This window comes from Rhodococcus globerulus NBRC 14531, from assembly GCF_001894805.1.
Classification (GTDB): domain Bacteria; phylum Actinomycetota; class Actinomycetes; order Mycobacteriales; family Mycobacteriaceae; genus Rhodococcus_F; species Rhodococcus_F globerula.
The window spans coordinates 433,558-452,625 of the sequence record NZ_BCWX01000005.1 but is presented as its reverse complement, the minus strand read 5'-3'; the positions used below and the strand labels follow the sequence as shown (position 1 = coordinate 452,625).

At 59.2% G+C, this 19,068-nt stretch carries 15 protein-coding genes; 3 read left to right on the top strand and 12 right to left on the bottom strand.

Annotation, left to right across the window (positions count from 1 at the left end):
• The 3 genes from RG2_RS25830 to ggh form a co-directional block, all read right to left on the bottom strand.
• On the bottom strand, positions 1-2,831 hold a 2,831-nt coding region (locus RG2_RS25830; protein WP_255285239.1), incomplete at its 3' end, for a DUF7927 domain-containing protein.
• A 967-nt stretch (positions 2,832-3,798) separates the two neighbouring features.
• Positions 3,799-4,545 (bottom strand): glycoside hydrolase family 25 protein, encoded by a 747-nt coding sequence (locus tag RG2_RS25825; RefSeq protein ID WP_033235251.1) that lies wholly within the window; start codon positions 4,543-4,545, stop codon positions 3,799-3,801.
• A 62-nt stretch (positions 4,546-4,607) separates the two neighbouring features.
• Complete coding sequence (gene ggh, locus RG2_RS25820) at positions 4,608-5,945, bottom strand: glucosylglycerate hydrolase (RefSeq protein ID WP_033235252.1); 1,338 nt, start codon at positions 5,943-5,945, stop codon at positions 4,608-4,610.
• Between the two features lie 127 nt (positions 5,946-6,072).
• Between ggh and RG2_RS25815 the strand changes: the two genes are divergently transcribed.
• A complete protein-coding gene (locus RG2_RS25815; protein ID WP_033235253.1) occupies positions 6,073-6,984 on the top strand; it encodes a cation efflux transmembrane domain-containing protein in 912 nt (303 codons plus the stop codon).
• 46 nt (positions 6,985-7,030) lie between these two features.
• On the opposite strand, the gene RG2_RS25810 is transcribed toward RG2_RS25815, so the two are convergent.
• From RG2_RS25810 to RG2_RS25775, 8 genes are all read right to left on the bottom strand, one after another.
• Entirely contained in the window at positions 7,031-7,450 is a 420-nt protein-coding gene (locus RG2_RS25810) for a RidA family protein (RefSeq protein WP_371851345.1), read from the bottom strand.
• A gap of 22 nt (positions 7,451-7,472) precedes the next feature.
• A complete protein-coding gene (locus RG2_RS25805) occupies positions 7,473-9,062 on the bottom strand; it encodes a gamma-glutamyltransferase family protein (RefSeq protein ID WP_033235255.1) in 1,590 nt (529 codons plus the stop codon).
• Positions 9,059-9,448 (bottom strand): Rieske (2Fe-2S) protein, encoded by a 390-nt coding sequence (locus RG2_RS25800; RefSeq protein ID WP_033235411.1) that lies wholly within the window; start codon positions 9,446-9,448, stop codon positions 9,059-9,061. Before RG2_RS25800 ends, RG2_RS25805 begins: the two co-directional genes overlap by 4 nt.
• A gap of 38 nt (positions 9,449-9,486) precedes the next feature.
• Complete coding sequence (locus tag RG2_RS25795) at positions 9,487-10,926, bottom strand: aldehyde dehydrogenase family protein (RefSeq protein WP_033235256.1); 1,440 nt, start codon at positions 10,924-10,926, stop codon at positions 9,487-9,489.
• Positions 10,926-12,167, bottom strand: coding sequence for an NAD(P)/FAD-dependent oxidoreductase (locus tag RG2_RS25790; RefSeq protein ID WP_033235257.1), 1,242 nt, complete (start codon positions 12,165-12,167; stop codon positions 10,926-10,928). The genes RG2_RS25795 and RG2_RS25790 overlap by 1 nt, the downstream gene beginning before the upstream one ends.
• Positions 12,164-12,514, bottom strand: coding sequence for a Rieske (2Fe-2S) protein (locus tag RG2_RS25785; RefSeq protein ID WP_033235258.1), 351 nt, complete (start codon positions 12,512-12,514; stop codon positions 12,164-12,166). Before RG2_RS25785 ends, RG2_RS25790 begins: the two co-directional genes overlap by 4 nt.
• An 87-nt stretch (positions 12,515-12,601) precedes the next feature.
• On the bottom strand, positions 12,602-13,321 hold the full coding sequence (locus RG2_RS25780; protein WP_033235259.1) for an iron-containing redox enzyme family protein: 720 nt from the start codon (positions 13,319-13,321) through the stop codon (positions 12,602-12,604).
• Positions 13,322-13,457: 136 nt separating this feature from the next.
• Entirely contained in the window at positions 13,458-13,904 is a 447-nt protein-coding gene (locus tag RG2_RS25775) for a GlcG/HbpS family heme-binding protein (protein WP_033235260.1), read from the bottom strand.
• 173 nt (positions 13,905-14,077) lie between these two features.
• Here RG2_RS25775 and RG2_RS25770 point away from each other — a divergent pair, with 173 nt between their 5' ends.
• Positions 14,078-15,775, top strand: coding sequence for a PucR family transcriptional regulator (locus RG2_RS25770; RefSeq protein ID WP_230590218.1), 1,698 nt, complete (start codon positions 14,078-14,080; stop codon positions 15,773-15,775).
• A 2-nt stretch (positions 15,776-15,777) separates the two neighbouring features.
• Here the strand turns inward: RG2_RS25770 and RG2_RS25765 are convergent, their stop codons facing one another.
• Entirely contained in the window at positions 15,778-17,160 is a 1,383-nt protein-coding gene (locus tag RG2_RS25765; protein ID WP_051730597.1) for an MFS transporter, read from the bottom strand.
• Between the two features lie 287 nt (positions 17,161-17,447).
• Between RG2_RS25765 and RG2_RS25760 the strand changes: the two genes are divergently transcribed.
• On the top strand, positions 17,448-19,043 hold the full coding sequence (locus tag RG2_RS25760; RefSeq protein ID WP_033235261.1) for a TRAP transporter large permease: 1,596 nt from the start codon (positions 17,448-17,450) through the stop codon (positions 19,041-19,043).
• Positions 19,044-19,068: the final 25 nt, after the last annotated feature.

Below are 19,068 nucleotides of genomic sequence, written 5' to 3'. Positions count from 1 at the left end.
GTGACCTTGTTGTTGATCAGAACGCCGCCGGCAACACCGTCGTTGACCTTCACCTGGTAGGTCAGAACAACCGACTTACCCGCTTCGAGTGCACCGGTCCACGAGAGCATGGTCCCCGACAGAGTCGGAACAGCGGCAGGAGCACCATCGACCGTCGCCTTCAGCGAACCGGCCACGAGCGTCGCGTTGTCGAGAACCTTCGACAGATCATCGGTCAACACCACCGGATTGAGCGTCGTCTTACCGGTGTTCGCACCCGTCACCGTGTACGTGATCGTCTGACCAGCATTGACGCCGGTACCCGGCGCTGGATCCGCTGTCTTCGCGACCGTGAACCCAGGAACCGAGTGATTCGTCTCCACCGAAGGAGGAGTGATCTCTGGACCGGTCGGCGGCTTCGCAGTACCGGTGACCTTGTTGTTCAAGACTGTGCCCGCGGCAACGCCGTCGTTGACCTTCACCTCATAGGTCAGAACAACGGACTTACCGGCTTCGAGAAGTCCGGTCCAGGAAAGCGTGGTGCCCGACAGCGTCGGGGCGGCGACAGGAGCACCGTCGACGGTCGCCTTCAGCGAACCGGGAACGACAGCAGCATTGTTGAGAACCGCACCCAGATCATCGTTGATCTTTACCGGATCAAGGTTCGTCTTGCCGGTGTTGGTTCCGGTGACGGTGTACTTGATCGACTCGCCGGCCTGAACCGTCGAACCGGAAATCGGATCAGCAGTCTTCTCCAGTTTGAAGCCGGGAACCGAGTGATTCGTCTCCACCGTAGGAGGAGTGATGTCCGGACCGGTCGGCGGCTTCGCAGTACCCGTGACCTTGTTGTTCAGAACCGTGCCCGCGGCAACGCCGGCATTGACCTTCACCTGGTAGGTCAGAACAACAGACTTACCAGCCTGGAGATTGGCGGACCACGACAAAATGCTGCCCGACAGGGTCGGAGCAGCGACAGCAGCACCGTCGACGGTCGCCTTCAGCGAGCCCGGAACGATAGCAGCATTGTTGAGAACCGCACTCAGATCGTCTTTGATCGTCGCGGGAGTTAGGGCCGTCTTGCCGGTGTTAGCACCGGTGACCGTGTACGTAATTGTATCGCCGGCCTGAACCGTCGAACCTGTCGCGGGCACAGCGGTCTTCGCGACTGTGAACCCGGGCATGGGATGCGTCGTGCAGAGATTGGTTGCAGGATCACATGTTGTGGGAGGAGTTGTTGTCCCCGGAACGAGGTAGTTGTTCAGGACTTTGTTACCACCGTCTTTGACCGTGACGGTGTAGGTGACTGTCCCTTTGCCGCCGGCTGGCAACGTGCCGCCGACTTTGATTTTGTCGGCGCCATCCAATGCAGCGGTGAGTCCGCCTGTAGCAGCACCGACCGCAACCGTTCCGTCATCGATGACGTCAGCGAGGTAGTCGGTGTAGTCAATCGTCGCCGGGGCAGTACCCGGGTTCTCGAAATTGAGTGTGTAGGTGATTGTTTGGCCGATATTAACCGTCTCACCGGTAGGTGGTGACGACGACTTCTTCACGAGAACCGGCGTGTTCTTGACCTTGCAGTAAACATTGTCACCCGGTGTGAGTGCTGCCTGCGCAACGTCACCGACCCTGAGTGTCTGGGTCACACCATTTACCTGGCAATCCCATGATGTCGCGTAGTTCGCGGTCTTGGTCGCCGAGGTAGTGGGCTTCTCCCAGAACGTGACAGGAGTAGGGGTCGTATCTGCGAGGAGCGTACGCCAGCCAGTCGATGCCGTTGTATCTGTAGCGCCGGTCGTGGTGCTCTTGATCTCGGTCGCTGCAGCAGCACCCGCGTTTGCGTGGTGGCCGGTGCTCATGCCGATAGTGAAATCGTCACCGGGGGTGACGCGCGTGAGGTCCTTGTCGATCTTGACCTTCGAGAGCAGGACACCGAAAGCCAGACCCTGACGAGAGGTGGCCAGAACGGTATTACCGAACGTCGCCGCGAAGTTGGTCGGAGCGGTCGATGCAACAACCAAAGTGCCCGGCGAATACTCCTGGTTGTTGACCAGGTTCCAAGAATCACATCGGACGGTGGTGGCGGGCATAGCCGTCAGCCCACCGTCACAAGCGCGAATTCCAGGGTAGCCAGGTTCGTCAACACCGACTGTGCGCGCGATTTGTCGCAGCGGCTTGTCCGAATTGAAGGCGAGGAACTCTTTGTCGGTTGACGTGTTTGCGTCAGTCGACTCCGCATCGGCTGCTACGAGACCGTAGTTGTACACCGTGCCATTGGGCCCGGTCATCACGATGTTCTTGAGCGACACCGTCCCGCCGGATTGTCCATTCACGGAGGACTTCTGGTAGATCGCGGGCTTGATCGTCGACGGCACACCCGTGTAGGCGGACGTTCCCAGCGCTGAGTAACTCAACGTGGGGAGTGCCTTCGCTTCGACCCCCTGATGCGTCTTTCCTGCTACCGAGTCGGTGAGGAAAGCCTTGAAGTTGATCTTGTAGCCCTCGGTGAGCTGGATTTCCATCGACTGCCCGGCCGCGGATGTAGCCGCGGCTTCGTTGAGCGCCGACATGTCGATCCAACAGATGTTCTGCGAGAAAGGGCCAGTGTTAGGGGCGCTGAAGGCACAGCCCTTTGCGGGCTGTTCATCCGGCAGCACAGCGGCGCGAGCCGGCGTCTGAGCCTGAACGGGACCGCCGAGCGTCGCGGCCGGCTGCGCTGATGCAGCTACTGCCGTCGCGCCGGAGATACCGAGAATCAACGCGATGGTGGTCCACACCACCGTCCACGCTCGCACCCAGGGCGGTAGCCCTGCGGTGAACATTGCCGACCTTGTCGGCGGTAAGTCGTTAGGCATTTCTAGCTCCCCAGGATGTGCCTGATCGATATTCGGTGGACGGAGATGCGAGAGCGATGGCGCGAACTCCCGTTTGATCGGTTGGTTCGGGTCGGTGCGCCGGATTTCGGCTGATCGACCTCGCACCGGACGCTGCTGCCGGTCCTGCCATTCGAGCTCCTCTTCGGGTAACACCTGCGTGTTGGAAGAGCCGTCCTGTGCAGGACTTTGGCCCTCGAAATCCATGCAAATCAAGAGCAATCTTCCAGTTATCTCGATCAAGATAACAGATAACCGGGAGCTTGCCCACCGAAAGATGGACAAAGCAGACTGATAGTCGCTTTCCTTCGTTGATCGAACAAGGTCCGCTGGGCAGCTTTGGTCAACCGGACAATCTGACAAAATTGGCCGTCGCTGGGTCACACACGACTCGAAACGGCGTTTTGGCTGGATACGCCGGGTCGCTGGAATAATGGGGTGTCCTGGCAGATCTAGACAAATGACCAGTGCGCATAACCGCTGTTGGATGCACCACAGCGTATGAACTTCGACCCAGAACACTTACAACCGACGATGGTTCCGTCGGCAGCCCGAACGCGCCGAAATCGAATGAACGATCGCGATCAATTCATTCAGGGCCGTAGGTAACGAAGTGAGGGGAAGCCCCGATAGACGGATGGCAGGGGGCTCAAAACGCCACTGGTACGTGCCTGTAACCACCCGGTAAGACCAAACTTCAAGTCCGTTTTGTGAAAATTTCCACGGGGGATTTCAGCCAATTTCCCACCATAGCTATCATCTGAGCCCACGTAGCTAGCAAAGTGTTCCCCGATTTTGGCTACCGCTCCGCTGAATTTCTCGTAACCACAGAGCTACATGCGGACCAATCGGTCACGCATCACGGGACACAGCAAACAACTTTCCAGGTCCTGAATAGGGCCAGAGGGCCCGAAAAGGAAACTGCAAGAGCGCAAGCAGTCGCACACGCCTAGCTGCTGCCGAGCCCCACGCTGTTGGAGTAACGGCCGAAGTCACCCTGGGCTCCGCTGTAGACATTGATATCGGTGTTACCGACAATCCCCGGTATGCGTCCTGTGCTCGTGTACTGCCAGAAGGTCCAATTCGACCACCCACCAGGCAAGGGTCCCGGAGCGCTCTGACCGTTGTAGTCAGCAATCCAGAGCGGGTAGTGGTTGAACTCGGTTGTGTTCGCCATCTGCGTGTACCAGAAGTTGGGATACGTGTAGATGATCGGCTGCCGTCCCGTCAACGCCTGGACGGTGTTCAGGTACCGGTGAGTCCAGTCGATCACCTGTGATGCCGGCAGGCCTTTTGCGTCTTCGAGATCGAGGACGGGAGGCAAATCTCCAGGACCGTTGATACCGAGGACCATTGCCGCATAGAACGCAGCTTGCGCTTCCGGCGACGCTCGCACGTCTGCGTAGTGGTAGGCGCCGCGCGCAACGCCCGCAACGCGCATGCGAAGGCAATCCTGGACGAAATACGGATTCACGTAGTTCAGCGACTCTGTCGCTTTGACCATCGCGAACTCATGCCCCGACGCCCGCACCTGGAACCAGTCGATACCGGTTCCATCCACATGCTGCCAAGACGAAACGTCCGGCCCGCGGGGAGCATCCGCCGCAGCGAGACCCGGGGCCGTCAATGCAACGGCCGCAGCCATCGCGATCGGGGTTAGTCTGCCTAAGGTCCTGACGGTGCGTCGCTCGGCCATTCCCCGAGCGTAGGGACTGCTGCCTGATTTGTCTGTTGTTTCACGAACTATTCAGACGCTGGTCATCCCAACCAATCGAGAACCGCTGCCGCCGTCCAGGATTGCTGCATGCTGCCCAACGGTTCACCCGTAAAGGGTTCGTAATACTCGGCAAAACTGCCGTCACTGGCCTGCCTGAGTCCCTCCGCCCGGAGAACATACGATCGTTCAGCCCATCCACGACGCGCAAACGCCCATGAGAACAGCCAGGTGATCACCGGCCAGACAGGTCCACGCCAATACTCACGCGGACGGAAATCGCCGGACACCGGGGAAGTGGACGGCGGGACGGCAAATCTCATGTCCGGATGCCCGCAGAACTTCGGCCCCTCGAACGTTCGTAACAGCGAACGTTCAGCATCGCGACTAAGTCCACTACACAACAATGGCGCAAACATCGCGATGGTCTCGGTATTCACCCAGCGTCCCGTACGGAGATCAAAATCCTTTGCCGCGCCGCTTCTTTCGTCCGTCGTGGCTATGACACCTCGACGGAATCGGTCTGCCCAACCGCGCAGATCTCGCACATCGGAGTTCGGCCGCGAATGTTCCTCGCCGATGGTCGCCAGGACATCGCAGGCCATAGAGAAGACGGCTGAGACAAATACGTCCTCGACTGCAAAACTCATTGCGGTAGAAAGCTGTTGGTCGTCGTAGCGCACCGATTTCATTTCTTCGAGCAGCCACAGATAGCGATCGTATTCGTGATCCTTGGGACGTTGCGTCAGGTCCGTTACAACAGCAAGGTCGGCTCGCTGGTACGCAGGAACCTGTCCCGCAACAACATTCCCGTACGCCGCATCCCAACGTGGAGAGTTGTCCATCCCCGATTCCCAGCCGTGATAGAGCGCTATCCGACCATTACCGTCGAGATCTCGTGCCTCGGCAAGCCAACGATGCCACCGAACCAGATCATTCCACCGCCGATCCAAGAACTCCTCGGCAACCGCTCGCGTCGTACGGCCGTGACGACGTGAATGATCGAGGATTCGTTGCACGGCAATCGCATGTACCGGCGGTTGGGTAATCCCGGATGTCGCCGTGCCTATCGGCGCATGCGCAGCCAACGCATTGACGTCCCACCGCGTCGGACCGGGAAAATAGCCGTCGACGCCGTTTGCAAAAACGATGTGCGGGATCATTCCGTTCTTCCACTGCGCGTCGAGCAAGGTATCGAGTTCTACAACGGCTCGTTCCACACTCAACGGAGCCAATCCGACAGCAACAAACGCCGCGTCCCAACTCCACATATGTGGATAAAGCTTGGGAGCAGCGCTAGTCATCGTGCCCAGATCATTACCGCGCAGCAGATAGGCGGCTCGGGCAGCGAGCTGTGTCGGGGTGAATCCACGGTCGGCCATAGAAGTCTATTTTGCGTCGAGTACGGCTTCTGCGCTCATCGGAGTGGCGCGGTGAGTCTTTCTCGGAACCACTTTGCTGGTATTCCTACGGGAAGAAGTTACTAAACCGACAAGGCGGTTGCGGGTCATGGGCATCAAAGAAGAGTCAGCGGAGCGCGAGCGCAAGACCCTGCGGTACTCGCTGATGGTTGCGACAGCCTTGGCAGTCCTGGCCGCGGTGTGGGGGTGGATCTCGCAGTCTCAGGTAATCCTGCTCGACGGTGTGTACGCACTGATTGGCATGGTTTTGACCTGGATGTCGCTGCGCGTCTCCCGGATCGCAGATTCAGGCCCGACGGCGCGCTTCCCGTTCGGCAAGGAAGCTCTGATTCCGGTGGTGATCGCCATTCAGGGCATGGCATTGTTGGCGACTCTCGCGTACGCCGCCGTAGAGGCCGTACGGGTCATCCTGGCCGGCGGAGCCGATGTGACGGCCGGGTCGCTCGCAGCTTACGGCGCGATCAGTGCAGCAGTGTCCGTACTGATCTGGCGCTACGTCGGAAAGGTCGACCGCACATCCGATCTCCTGGTGGCCGAGGCCAGGCAGTGGGGAGCCTCGGCCGCCTTCAGCGCGCTGGTTGCCGTAGGCGCCGTTGTCGCAATGATCCTGGGACGCACCGATTTCTCCGATGCCGATCGATACGTCGACTCCGTGCTCGTCCTGATCGGCTGTGCGATGCTGGTCCCACAACCCTTGGCTCTGTTGCGAACTGCTCTGGTGGAACTGCTCGAAGGCGCTCCCAGTCAACAGGTTCAGGCGCATGTCCACGACGCGATCGCAGCTGTTCGCGATGAATTCGATTTGGATGAACCAGCCCTGACGATGAGCAAGGTTGGCCGCAAGCTGTACATCGAAGCCATGTTCATGGTCCCTCCCCATACGTGGGAGATCGACGACGAAGATGCGGTACGACGCACATTCGCCAAACACCTCGCCGATCTGCCGTACGAACCATGGCTCAACATCGAACTGACCACAGATCCTGCCTTGATGCTGTAGACCTATCATATTTCGCTCGATGCGAGGTCTCACGGAGCCAAACAGACTATGCGTGAGGCTTCATATCGACCACGGCCGTGATGTCGACTTCCACCGGAGCACCTGACGGAAGGTTCTTGACGCCAATCGCGGCACGAACGGGAAGTGCTTCCCGACCGAGTATTTCAGCGATCACCGCCGACGCACCGTCGGCTACTGCCGACAGATCGAAGAAGTTGTCTGCGCAAGCCACATACACCGTCATGCGCAGACAGCGCTCGACTCGATCCATCCCTCCTGCGACCGAAGCAATTGCGGTGAGCGCATTCCGCGCGCACATCCCCGCAGCGGTAGCCGCATCCGCAATGTCTACCGCATCGCCGACAACTCCGGACACTTGGAGGACTCCGTCGATCCGCGGTGTCATCCCCGCACTGTAAGCAATCGAGTCGTGAACTGTTGCCGCCATGTACTGTCCCTGCGGCACGGGCCCTCGCACAAACGAAATATCAGACACCTAGAGCTATCCCTTCCTGTCGAGGATCGGCTGCGCCGCTGAGTAGCCCACGCTCACGATCGAGTGAAATCACCTGAGCGCTGCCACCACCATCCCATGCTCCCTGAAGCGTCACATCGTGTCCTCGACTACGTAATTCGGACAACGTGGACTTTCCTATCCTTGATTCGCACCGAAGCTCAGCGGGCTGACCGATCACGTCTGAATCACTGCCCGGGTAAACCGTGAATCGCGGTGCCGCCACAGCCTCTGCCGGGTCGAGTCCGTGGTCGAGCAAATGGGACAGCAATTGCATGTTCCACTGGACCTGCCCGTCTCCACCCGGGGTGTTACCCACGTGAAGCAGTGCCCCCGCGGTGTCTGCTGCTATCCAAGCATTGAGAGTATGCACCGGTTTACGTCGCGGCGAAGCCGAATTTGGATGCCCTGGAATCAGATACGCACCACGACCGAACCTGTTGTTGAGTACTACCCCCGTACCCGGGACCGTGATCTTGGAACCGAAAGTGAAGGCAAGGGAATGAATGAAGCTGACCGCTCTTCCGTCGGAGTCGACGGCGACGATCGACGTGGTGTCCCCGCCGGCCACACTGAACTCCCGTCGCCTCGACTTCGCATCCAATGATGCTCTCGATCGGGCCACGGTGTCGGGTAGCAGCAGTGTTCTCCATTCGTCATTGTCACTACCGCACAGTGCAAAGCGATCCTCGAAGGCGAGGCGGGCCGCCGATGCCAATCGGTCGATCGCGGGTGCCGCCATCCATGGCGAGTACCCGACTACACGGTCGCACAGAGCGGCTTGCTGAAGAACCATCCAGCCTGGCGTCGGCATCGCCGTCTGATATACCACCGCACCCGCGTACGTGCCGGCTATGGCGGGTTCCGGGTCGACCTTGAATCCATACGCCCACTCGTTACCGCTGAAAGGCGCCCCACGTTCACGCAGTGTCGACACAGCTTTCTGAGCGAAGGATCCGAGATAGAAGTCCGCGGGATCGGACGCAAGTGAGCGAATCGTTCGAGCTAGATCAATTTGGGGGAGTTGTTGCCCCACATGAGGTAACCCGCCGCCGGGAAGATAGACAGCGGCGAGGCCGGGATCCAGCGCAATCGCCAGATGGGCTTCCCGGATGTCTTGGAGGGTCTTGGCTGAACACGGTAAACCTCGTTCGGCGCTACCTGCCGCCGGTTCCCACAAGTCAGACAGAGAACGTGTCGCCCCATTGGCATGAAGTGCTGCCAGGGCCGCAGGGGCGCCCGGTACGGCAACACCAAGGGGTCCGTCCAAGGGAATCGAGGTCAAACCTTGATCTGTGTAGAAATCCGTCTCTCCACCGTCTGGCCCGAATCCACTTCCTCCGACCGTCCAGACTCGTCCGTCGGGCTCACGCACTACAGCGAAGGCGTCTCCACCGATTCCGCATTGTCCTGGCAGTGCCAGCCATGTCATCGCCGCCATGGCGAGTGTCGCGTCGATCGCATTGCCGCCGTCGGCGAGAACCTGCACACCGATCGTGCTGGCTGCCGGATGACTGGAAGAGACCATGCCCCTGGTCGAGAGGGTTGGTGGCCTTGTGGTCATGTCAGGCCGCGGGTTGCACGTCGGCGGGGAGCTGATGTCGTGTCCGATGGGTCGAACCCGACGAAAATCTCTCCCTCTCGTTCTTCGACGGCGTATGTCTTGATAGCCACCGTGGCCGGCGGATATACCGGCTCACCCGTCTCGAGATCGAACACACTGCCGTGACATGAACAACCTATGCCGTCCTCTACGAGTTTGCCGGAAGACAGGAGACAGTCAAGATGTGTGCAGTAGTTGGACGTCGCGTACGCCTTACCGTCGAGTCGGGCGACGGCGAATTCGTGCTCGCCCGAAAAGAATCGACGGACAAGTCCTTCCGTCACCTGACCCGACCGAGCTACGCGGACGAACTCGACATTATCTGCTGCGGTCTTCTCTGGTTCCATGACGGTCCCCTCTCCGATTGTGCTGTGGTCGGCGGCGCTCATGCGAGCCCGCTCAGGTAAATCGTCTTCTCGCACTGGTAGAAACCCATCATCGATTCGCCGGCCTGCTCTTTGTTGGTCTGCGTGCTCGACGCCTTGAATCCACCGAACGGCGCGTTCATGCTCATGCCTGTCGTGGGTTGATTGATCTTCACCAGTCCCGTCTTCGTCCGAGCGGCAAAAGCCAACGCTGTTGCAATGTCGTTGGTTACGACCGAAGAGCTCAAGCCGTATTCGGTATTGTTTGCGAGGTCGACTGCACTGTCGAAGTTTTCGGTGCGCAAGAAGACCAATAGTGGACCGAATACTTCTTCGGTTACGATGCGCATTTCGGGTGTTCCGCCAGAAAAAACCGTTGGGGTAACAAAGAAACCATCAGCATTGTCATCGTGCGGCGTTCCACCGCAGATCAATTCAGCTCCATCGTCCAGACCTACCTGAACATAGTCCAAGAACTTTCGGTATTGTCCTGCGCTTGCCAACGCACCCATCGTGACGCCCTCGTCGCCGCCGGCCCCGACGACCAACTTCTGTGCCAGTACAACAACTCTGCTGAGTAGGTCATCATGGATGGCATCAACCGCAACAACGCGGCTTGTTCCGGTGCAGGCTTGGCCAGATAACCCGAAGGCGCCCTTCACAATCAATGAGGCTGCCTTGTCGAGATCGGCACCTTCCAGCACTACAACCGGATTCTTACCGCCCATCTCGAGCTGACTGCGGCGTTCCGGACCGACGGCGGCGTGGATCGCCCGTCCGGTCTGGGTGGACCCCGTGAAGGTGATGGCATCGACGCGGCTGTCTGCAACCACGGCTGCGCCTGCCTTTCCTGATCCTTGTACCAACGCGATAACCCCGGGAGGCAATCCACCGGCAAGTAGTGCCTCGACAAGACGCTGCCCCATCAAGGGAGTCAACTCGGATGGCTTGAGTAGCAGCACGTTTCCGGCGGCAAGTGCCGGTCCGATCTTTCGTGACGGTATGTTCAGCGGGAAGTTCCACGGCGTGATCGCCCCGACAACGCCGACCGGTTCACGGACGGTGAACACGAGACCTTCTCCCGGCGACGGGTATGTGGTTCCGGTAGTGCGAACAGCCTCGGCCGCATAGAAGCGCAAGTTCATCGGGGTACGCCCGACTTCCATGGTCGCTTCTGCGCGAGTCTTGCCTTCTTCTCGAACGAGTTCGTCGACGAGAGCCGCCGCATTCGATTCAAGTTTCGCCGCAGCAGCTTCCAGAATTTCTGCACGACGTTCGGGTGCGGTCGCAGCCCACGCCGGGGCTGCTTTGATCAATGCGGAGACGGCAATTTCGACGTCATCGTGTCCGGAGTCCGGGAATGTGCCAATTACGTCGGATCGATCAGCCGGATTACGACGCTCGAACGTCGCGCCGGACTGTGCAGCGACCCATCTACCGTCGATATAGTTCAGGCCCATCAGTTGCTCGCCGCCAATTCTTCGTCATCCAGCAGATCAAAAAGGTCAATATCGATGTCTCGCAACCGGTCTGCGCTACACTGTTTGCCGATCAGCTCACGCGCTGCCCCGATGTCGTCGCCGCGGTCGAGCGCGAATGCCCCACGCACAATTCCGTCATCGAGATAGAATGCTGTGAACTCTCCGTCGTTCACGTTGCCTCTCGTGACGATCTCGGTATGTTGGGCGCGGCCGGTGAATTGAAGATTGACGCCGAACTGGTCGGACCAGAACCAGTGCGGTGCATCGTTGACACCTTCGCGACCCAGCATCAGGTTTGCCGTCGCTGCACCCTGCCTGCTGGCGTTGTCGAAGTGCTCGACCCGCATATGGCGTCCCGCCCTGTCGGAATAGCGTGAAGCGACATCCCCGGCTGCGAAAACGTTGGGCGTTGCTGTACGTCCTTGCACGTCAACAACTATTCCATTGTCGACGGCCAGTCCCGATGCACGTGCGATCTCCACATTCGGTTCGATTCCGATTCCGATGACAACAACATCGGCGCTCACGATCTCACCCGAACTCAGCGAGATGCGAACCTCCGACTGTTCGGTGTGGACCGCCGTGACGTCGACGCCGGTAACGACGTGCACTCCATTGTCGCGCTGCAATCGGGTGCAGACGGCGCCCATTTCTGCGCCGACGATATGAGCGAGCGGGATCGGCGCTCGTTCGATGACCGTAACCTCGCACCCCAGACTTCTTGCTGTCGAGGCAATTTCGAGACCCACGAACCCGCCGCCGATGAGCGCTACGTGCGTTCCCGGACGAAGGTGGGTCGACAAGCGCTGTGCATCGTCGATAGTGCGGAGATAGTGCGTGCGTTCCGGGGCAGGTCCGGTGACGGCCATCGTACGTGGCCGACCACCGGTTGCGATGAGCACCGCGTCCGCCGCGATCGTACGGCCGTCAGCCAACTCGACGACGCCCGCGCCTGTGTCGATGCGACTCGCCGCAGTGCCGGTCAACAATTCCACGTGGTTCTTTTCACGCCAGGACGGCGGCAGCAGCATGAGGGAGTCGAGCGACTCCGTACCGGCAAGAAATTCCTTTGACAGAGGTGGCCGTTGATACGGCGCATGGTTCTCGTCGCCGATCAACACGATACGGCCGTCAAATCCCCTGCGGCGCAGCGTACGTGCTGCAACTGCGGCAGTCTGTCCCGCACCGATGGAGACGATGGTGTCGAGGGTTGCGGTCATGACAAGGCCTGTTCTCGTTCGGACGCCACAACGGTGCGCGGTGTCAAATCCACGTAGATGACGTCGTCTGCGACGGTTACGGGATAGGTCGGTTGGCAGAGGTCTTGGTCTTCTTCGTAGCCGGACTCGAGGTCGAAAGCCCATTGGTGTCCTGGGCAGATCACCCGCCCATGCAGAATCGTGCCCTTTGTGAGGGAGCGATCGGCGTGTATGCACAGGTCACGGAACGCATAGATACGCCCGTTGGCTTGAAAGAGTGCGATCGCGGTCGCGCCCACCTCGACGCGCAACTTGGTGCGCCTTCCGAGGTCGCGCAGGGCCGCGACGGCGGTCCAGTTCGTATCCATGTCTTCCCTTCGACAACTCGAGAATTCGATCGACTCGGCAGATGGCGGAGTTACCGTTCCGCCACCCGCCGGGGCAATCAATCAGCTTCAGGCAGTGATGAGTTCGAGGTCAGACGCCACATAGGTGTCGTAGAGTCCCTTGGTGTAGCTGAAGCGCATTTCCGCACCCCACTTGACCAGCTGCAAGCAGCGGGCCTGCAAGTCCGGGGTGTCTGCGTGGTCGAGCACGATCTGGTAGCCGCGCTCACCGTGCACGACATCGGATGTGATGTGCAGTTCGAAGAATTCGATCTCGTCCTCGGTGAATCCGTATACTTCTCGAAGCGGAATTATCTGCTTCTTGTAGATACTCGGGACCTGTGATTCCAGCCCGACAACCAGCGCTGCCGTCGCGACAACAAAGTGTTCACGCTGGGAAACGGCGTAGCACCAGGACTGTAGTCCGCGAGTTATGGCACTCATATTGGACGGATTCTCGATCTGCTCACGAGTGGTGCCGCATGCCTCACCGAACTTGATCAACAGATCGGTATGGCGAATATCTGCCAGTTCCTCCTCATACATGTTCTGGAGAGTGAAGTCCTTGGCATTGGTGAACGTGTCGGGAGTATTCGAGTAGATGTTCGCGAGGTAGTCGGCGAACGGTCCGACGTAGTGGTAGTGGTTTTCGGCCCAGCGCGCGAAGTGGCGCTTCTCGAGCTTTCCATCTGCCCATGCCTTGCTGAAGGAAGCGTTTGCGGCCTCGCGGCCAACCAGCGCCCCTTCGAGAGCTGCGCGGAAATCTTCGCGGTTCAAGAGTTCGGTCATGATCTGCCTCGTTCTTTCTTGATGTTAGAAGATGATTCGTTGCCGACGGTAATAGGCGTTGCGGCGGTTCACTATGGTCAAAAGATCCGAATATCAACGTCTTTCGAGTGCACTGTGCACTTTTCGAACGAGTTTGTCAGACGTTGGCAGACGTGAGCGCCTCGAACTCCGCAAGCATGGCGGCGCCTACTGCTTTGTCCTGCTTGCCATTTCCGCCGCTGATACCCACTCCCCCGACAATCTGACCGTTGTACAGCAAGGGGAATCCGCCGACGAATACGGCGAACTTACCGGGGAGCATGTGGCTGATGCCGAATGCTTCGTTGCCGGGAAGGGCTGGACCATCCGGGGCCTCGTTGAACAAGTGCGTTGCACGCTCATGTCCTGCGGCGGTGAAGGCTTTGGCGATCGAGATGTCGACTCCGGTCAAACGTGCACCTGGCAACCTGTGCAGTGCAAGCACATTGCCCCCGTCGTCGACAACACACAGTGTCTGCTTGACGCCGATCTCTTCTGCCTTCGCACGTCCGGCGGCAAGCAGCGGTAGAGCATCGTCGAGTGTGATCCGGTGAACTTGGTGCATATCGTCTCCGTCGTGTTGGTTGGGCTGATAGATGGATTTCTACCAGCCCTGATCCCTCCGCACGATGGTCAAAAGAACCCGGACGAGCAGCACTGTGATAGTCATACTGCACATGACATGGGCTGGTTCCGTAGGTCATACTGCACACTTGATCCACCGCGAGGAGCGCAGTCATGAACCATCGACAGACCGAGAACATGACGGACTCGGAGCAATTCGAAGCCGAACGATTATCGCTACGGGGTCTCCTCGAGGAACCGATCTTCGACAAGGCGCACGTGCTGTCAGGTTACGACCAGATGGACTCCCCGGTTACGTGGTGCCTACCGTGGGACGAGGTGTTGAGCAGGCCGGATTCGCTGGTAGGCGTCGTTGTCTACACCCGTCCGGATGCTCTTTCGGGCGCCGCCCTGGCATTGAAATCGCTACTCGCGCGTGGTGCCAGTGCTGTGATCGTCGACGGGACGGCTCCTTCCAGCACAGTCTGGCCGAAGGCACTACCGGCGGTGGAATTGGCTTTCCCCGTTGGATTTACCGTGCTGAACAAGCTCCTCGCCGAGCGCGCACTCACTCAGGAAGCTCATGTGATGCGGTACGGGGTGATGGTTCATCAGTCTCTTGCTGCCTTACTTCACCGTGGCGCCGGCGTACCGATGCTCGTTCGCGAAGTAAGCTCTCTCACCTCTCGCCCCGCCCTCGCCCTCGACGTCCGGGGAAGGTTGATCGTCCAGTCCGGACTACCCGCCGAAGACAGCGAAGCGACTGCGGCGCTGGTGCAGTCCCTGACGGCAGCCCTTCCGAGCAGGACGGAAGAAGAAGTTCTCCACGCACATGAAGTGCATGTTCTCGAGCTTCCTCCGGCGCATTCGAATTCAGTTTCCGTGACAGCAGTTGCCTCTGCCATGCATCTCGCCGGTCGGCATGAGGGATGGGTTGTCGTCCTTACGCTCGCAGGAAAACCACGGCGGCACGACATCGCTCAGTACAAGGTAGTCGTGGAGCAAGCCGGCTCGATTATCGGTGCCGAGATGCTACGGCAGCGAAGCGTCGACGAAGCTGAAGAGCGTGCCAAGGGCGACTTCGTTCAAGCCCTTGTCCACGGAAACTTCGCCAGTGACCTCGACCTGAAAACTCGCGCCGAACTCCACGAAATTGATCTCGACCTCGACTACATCGTCTTCGTCGCACCTGGATTGGTCGACCGGACGGGCCCGCATCCGGGCGCAAGTATGGTGCGTCTCGCCCGGTACGCGGCAGGCGTACTGCCCCAGGTGGATGTCGCCTCCCACGTAACCGTGATCGGCGATTTTCTCATTGTCGTCAGGTCACTGCGAAGCGAGAGTCAGGACGAGATCGACGACTATGCCAATGCCATGTCCTTTGATCTGGAAATGCGTCTGGGACAGCGTATTCCGGTGACTCATGGCCGACGATCGCACGGAGCGAAGAATATCGCCGCAAGCTACCGTGACGCTCGAATTGCACTCGGTATCGCAGCGCGACTCGAACTGTCGGGTTCGGTCTCGTACCGAGATCTCCGCGGATTCGGGGTGCTTGCAGTTGCGGCCGAGTCAGACGAAAGCCGTCGGTTGATCGACGACATACTTGGGCCCTTACGAGGCCCCGGCGGACCACCGGACTTCGAGAAAATCCTGTTTGCTTATCTCGCCGAAGCCGGAAACATCAACGCTGCGGCCCGCAAACTTGGCTTGCATCGAAATACGATGATCTCCAAGCTTGATCGGATCTCTCGGTCGATGGGTCTCGATATCAAGCAAGCCGAAAATCAATTCACGATCTGGTTGGCATTGAGGTTGGATCTTTTGGCCACGGTGCGGGCGGGGGTTGACCGAGAGACGCGGAACACCTGAAATCACGCCGCGATTGGATCCTCGCCGACAAAGGTTGCCGCGAACCCGACGGCAACAACAGCCGAGGTGATCCCGAATAGGAGGGCAAACGGACTGTCTGCCACGTTAACGGCGATTCCGACCCACGCGGCGCCCACTGCAGACCCGCCGAAACGGATCAGATTGAACAGACCGAGCCCCGTACCTACTGCGCCGGCAGGTGAACGGGTCGAGCCTGCTGCAGCAGGCGTTTGCACCATCGCGACTCCGACTCCGACAACAATCAGCACCGCGCTCAAGGACCACATGTTCCGGACGTCGAGCTGAAGAATCGTTGCAAGAACGCATAATCCGACGATTAAGATCGACAAACCGCAGCGCATCGTCATTCGGCCGCCGAGCCTGTCCACGTAGCGTCCGACTACCGGCGCTGAAACGGTCATCGATAGCGGCAGTACAAAGAGAACAAGTCCAGCCGAGGTCGTGGAGCTGCCGCCTGAAGTCAGGTAGAGCGGTAACGCAAGCAACGTGGCTCCCAGCGCGAACATCTGAGCAAAAGCCGCGAGTGCGCTTCGCAGGAAACGTGATTCGAGGACCAGATCTATCGGAACGAACGGGTCCTTCGCCCGTAGGCACCAGGCAACGAACACAGAAACCAGCGCGATTCCGGCAACAACGAGAATTCCACTCAGCCAAGCACTTCGGCTCCCTTGCGAAGCGAGACTGATCCCGAGGACGATGGAACCGGCGCCACTGGTCAGCGTGATCGCACCCACCCAGTCCAGCTGCATCTTCTTCGCGGGGTAACGCGGAATGAACTTCATGGTGGCGAAGTAGCCGATGAGCGCCGCTGGGATGAGTGGAACGAATACCCACCGCCAGCCCATCAAGTCGCTCACCACACCGCCCAGTGAAGGTCCCATGGCCTGCCCGATTCCGTTGACTGCAGCCCAAGCCCCGACTGCTCTGGCCCGCCGCGCCGGGCCGAACAGCCAGGCAATGAGACCCATGACGGCGGGCGCGAACGCGGCCGCCGCAACACCTCCGAACGAGCGCCACATCACCAGCACCGGGAGTGACGGTGCCAATGCCGCGCCCAGCGAGCAAATCGCAGTGCCGATCAACGCTGCGCAGTAAACCCGCCTGCGCCCGAACCGATCACCAATCCAGCCTGCCAGGGGCATCGCCGCTGCGAAGGTCAACAAGAATGCGACGACAACAAAAATTCCACTACTCAATGGAGCTTCGAAATCGTCGAGTATGGCCGTGAGTGGGACGTTGACGATGTTGTTGCTGACCGTCCCGACGAAAGTTCCCACCAGCAGTGCGGCAAGTGCGGGTGATGTGCCCCCGTCAACTCCCGCATTCATCCTCGATGCGGTCACGCCCGTAGTTGCACTCATCATGCTATCCGTTCCATTGCGGTTTGAAGGCAAGGCACAGAGGAACCACGTGCCCAGCTAAGGTTAGGGTACCCACATTTTATGACCAGAATGTCATCGAAAAGCGCAGTCGCGCAACAATTCTTAACTCAACGGTCATATCGCCGCGCAGTTTTGCGCAATATGGGACATCCTGCACATCTAGGATCGGACTCGAGTGTGCAGACTAGCCGTTGACCCTGGAAACCGCCCCGCGCACTATCACTCAATCAGTTATCGCGACTTTGGCACGAACTCATAAGGGGCGCAACGTGGAAGTAAATCTAACTGCCGCACACTGGGTGTACCTCGCGGGCATACTCGTCATCCTGGCCACAATGATGCTCAGAAAGAACATAGTCGTGCCGGCGGTACTGGGTACATTTCTGACTGCATTCGTCTTTTCCGACAGCCTTGTCACTGGACTCGCATCAATCTTCAACGCAAGTCTCGTCGCCGCCAAAGAACTGTTCAACATCTTCCTGATCATCGCTCTGGTAACTGCGATGCTCGGAGCGTTGCGTCAGATGGGCGCCGATCGACTCATGGTTGCGCCGTTCCGGAAAGTTATGCGCGGTGGCACAAGTAGTTTTCTCGTTCTTGCCGCCGTGACGTACATGATCTCGCTGTTCTTCTGGCCCACACCGGCGGTTCCGCTCATCGGGGCGGTCTTGATTCCGGTCGCGATCCGCGCGGGTCTCTCGCCTATGGCAGTCGGTATGTCGATCGCCATCTGTGGGCAGGGAATGGCGCTCTCGGCCGATTACATCATCAAGGTTGCGCCTGGCCTGTCCGCAACTGCCGCCGGTGTCGATCCAGATGTAGTTGCCGACCGCGCTCTTGTCATGTCACTGATCGTGGGACTCACCGCATTGATCATCACGTGGCTGACGCAGCGCCGCAATATGCGAGCACCATCGCCCGAACTTCTCACGGAATGGGAATCGCGAGCCGAGCACGAGAACGGCCGCTCGACCCAGGCTGACGGCGACTCCGCCGGCGGCACTCCGGTACCGAGCGGAACCCTGCCTGGTACCGGAGCGGCGGGCGGGTCGAAAGTTCTGGTGACGGCCGGAGCGAATGTCGGTGTGTCGGTGGCCGAACGCGTCGACACCGATGACTCGTCGATGAAGGCAACCGTCGACCACGTATTCAAAAGCATCAGGGCCGCACGTACATTCGCAGTTCTGGTGCCGCTCGCCTACCTTGCATTCATTGTGTACCTACTCATCGGCAAATTCACTGACATCGTCCCGGACCTCAAGGGTGGCGACGCCGCGGCCATGGTCGGTGGTATCGCCGCGCTCATTCTGTTCGCGGCCGCGGCCACTAATGACAAGCAAGGATTCTTCGAGACGACCTCCGAGCATCTGATCGACGGTCTCGTTTTCGCCTTCAAGGCGATGGGGATAGTGCTTCCCATCGCAGGATTCTTTTTCATCGGGAACGGCGACTTCTCTGCCCAGATACTTGCTCTACCAGCCGATACAGCAGGCCCGACGCTACTCTTCGATCTCGTGAATGCAGGCCAGTCCCATCTACCGCAGAATCCGTTTGTCACATCGTTCGCGATCCTGATCATCGGAATGATCGCGGGACTCGAAGGATCAGGCTTCAGCGGCCTGCCACTTACCGGGTCATTGGCCGGAGCCCTCGGCCCGGCAGTAGGAATGGATCCGGCAACCCTCGCAGCAATCGGCCAGATGGGCAATATCTGGTCTGGCGGGGGAACTCTCGTTGCCTGGTCATCACTTATCGCGGTTGCAGGTTTCGCCAGAGTGTCAGTCCTCGATCTCGCCCGTAAATGCTTCATCCCTGTCTGTTCAGGACTCGTGCTGATGACCATTGTTTCGGTTCTCATATTCTGAACCCGTCTCCTGTTGCCGGGGAGAC

Excerpts from the sequence above, each read along its gene's own strand:
- RG2_RS25795 (WP_033235256.1), bottom strand. The coding sequence starts at position 10,926 with ATGGGCCTGAACTATATCGACGGTAGATGGGTCGCTGCACAGTCCGGC.
- RG2_RS25770 (WP_230590218.1), top strand. The coding sequence starts at position 14,078 with ATGAACCATCGACAGACCGAGAACATGACGGACTCGGAGCAATTCGAA.
- RG2_RS25790 (WP_033235257.1), bottom strand. The coding sequence starts at position 12,167 with ATGACCGCAACCCTCGACACCATCGTCTCCATCGGTGCGGGACAGACT.
- RG2_RS25775 (WP_033235260.1), bottom strand. The coding sequence starts at position 13,904 with ATGCACCAAGTTCACCGGATCACACTCGACGATGCTCTACCGCTGCTT.
- RG2_RS25815 (WP_033235253.1), top strand. The coding sequence starts at position 6,073 with ATGGGCATCAAAGAAGAGTCAGCGGAGCGCGAGCGCAAGACCCTGCGG.
- RG2_RS25785 (WP_033235258.1), bottom strand. The coding sequence starts at position 12,514 with ATGGATACGAACTGGACCGCCGTCGCGGCCCTGCGCGACCTCGGAAGG.
- RG2_RS25825 (WP_033235251.1), bottom strand. The coding sequence starts at position 4,545 with ATGGCCGAGCGACGCACCGTCAGGACCTTAGGCAGACTAACCCCGATC.
- RG2_RS25780 (WP_033235259.1), bottom strand. The coding sequence starts at position 13,321 with ATGACCGAACTCTTGAACCGCGAAGATTTCCGCGCAGCTCTCGAAGGG.
- RG2_RS25805 (WP_033235255.1), bottom strand. The coding sequence starts at position 9,062 with ATGACCACAAGGCCACCAACCCTCTCGACCAGGGGCATGGTCTCTTCC.
- RG2_RS25765 (WP_051730597.1), bottom strand. The coding sequence starts at position 17,160 with ATGATGAGTGCAACTACGGGCGTGACCGCATCGAGGATGAATGCGGGA.
- ggh (WP_033235252.1), bottom strand. The coding sequence starts at position 5,945 with ATGGCCGACCGTGGATTCACCCCGACACAGCTCGCTGCCCGAGCCGCC.
- RG2_RS25800 (WP_033235411.1), bottom strand. The coding sequence starts at position 9,448 with ATGGAACCAGAGAAGACCGCAGCAGATAATGTCGAGTTCGTCCGCGTA.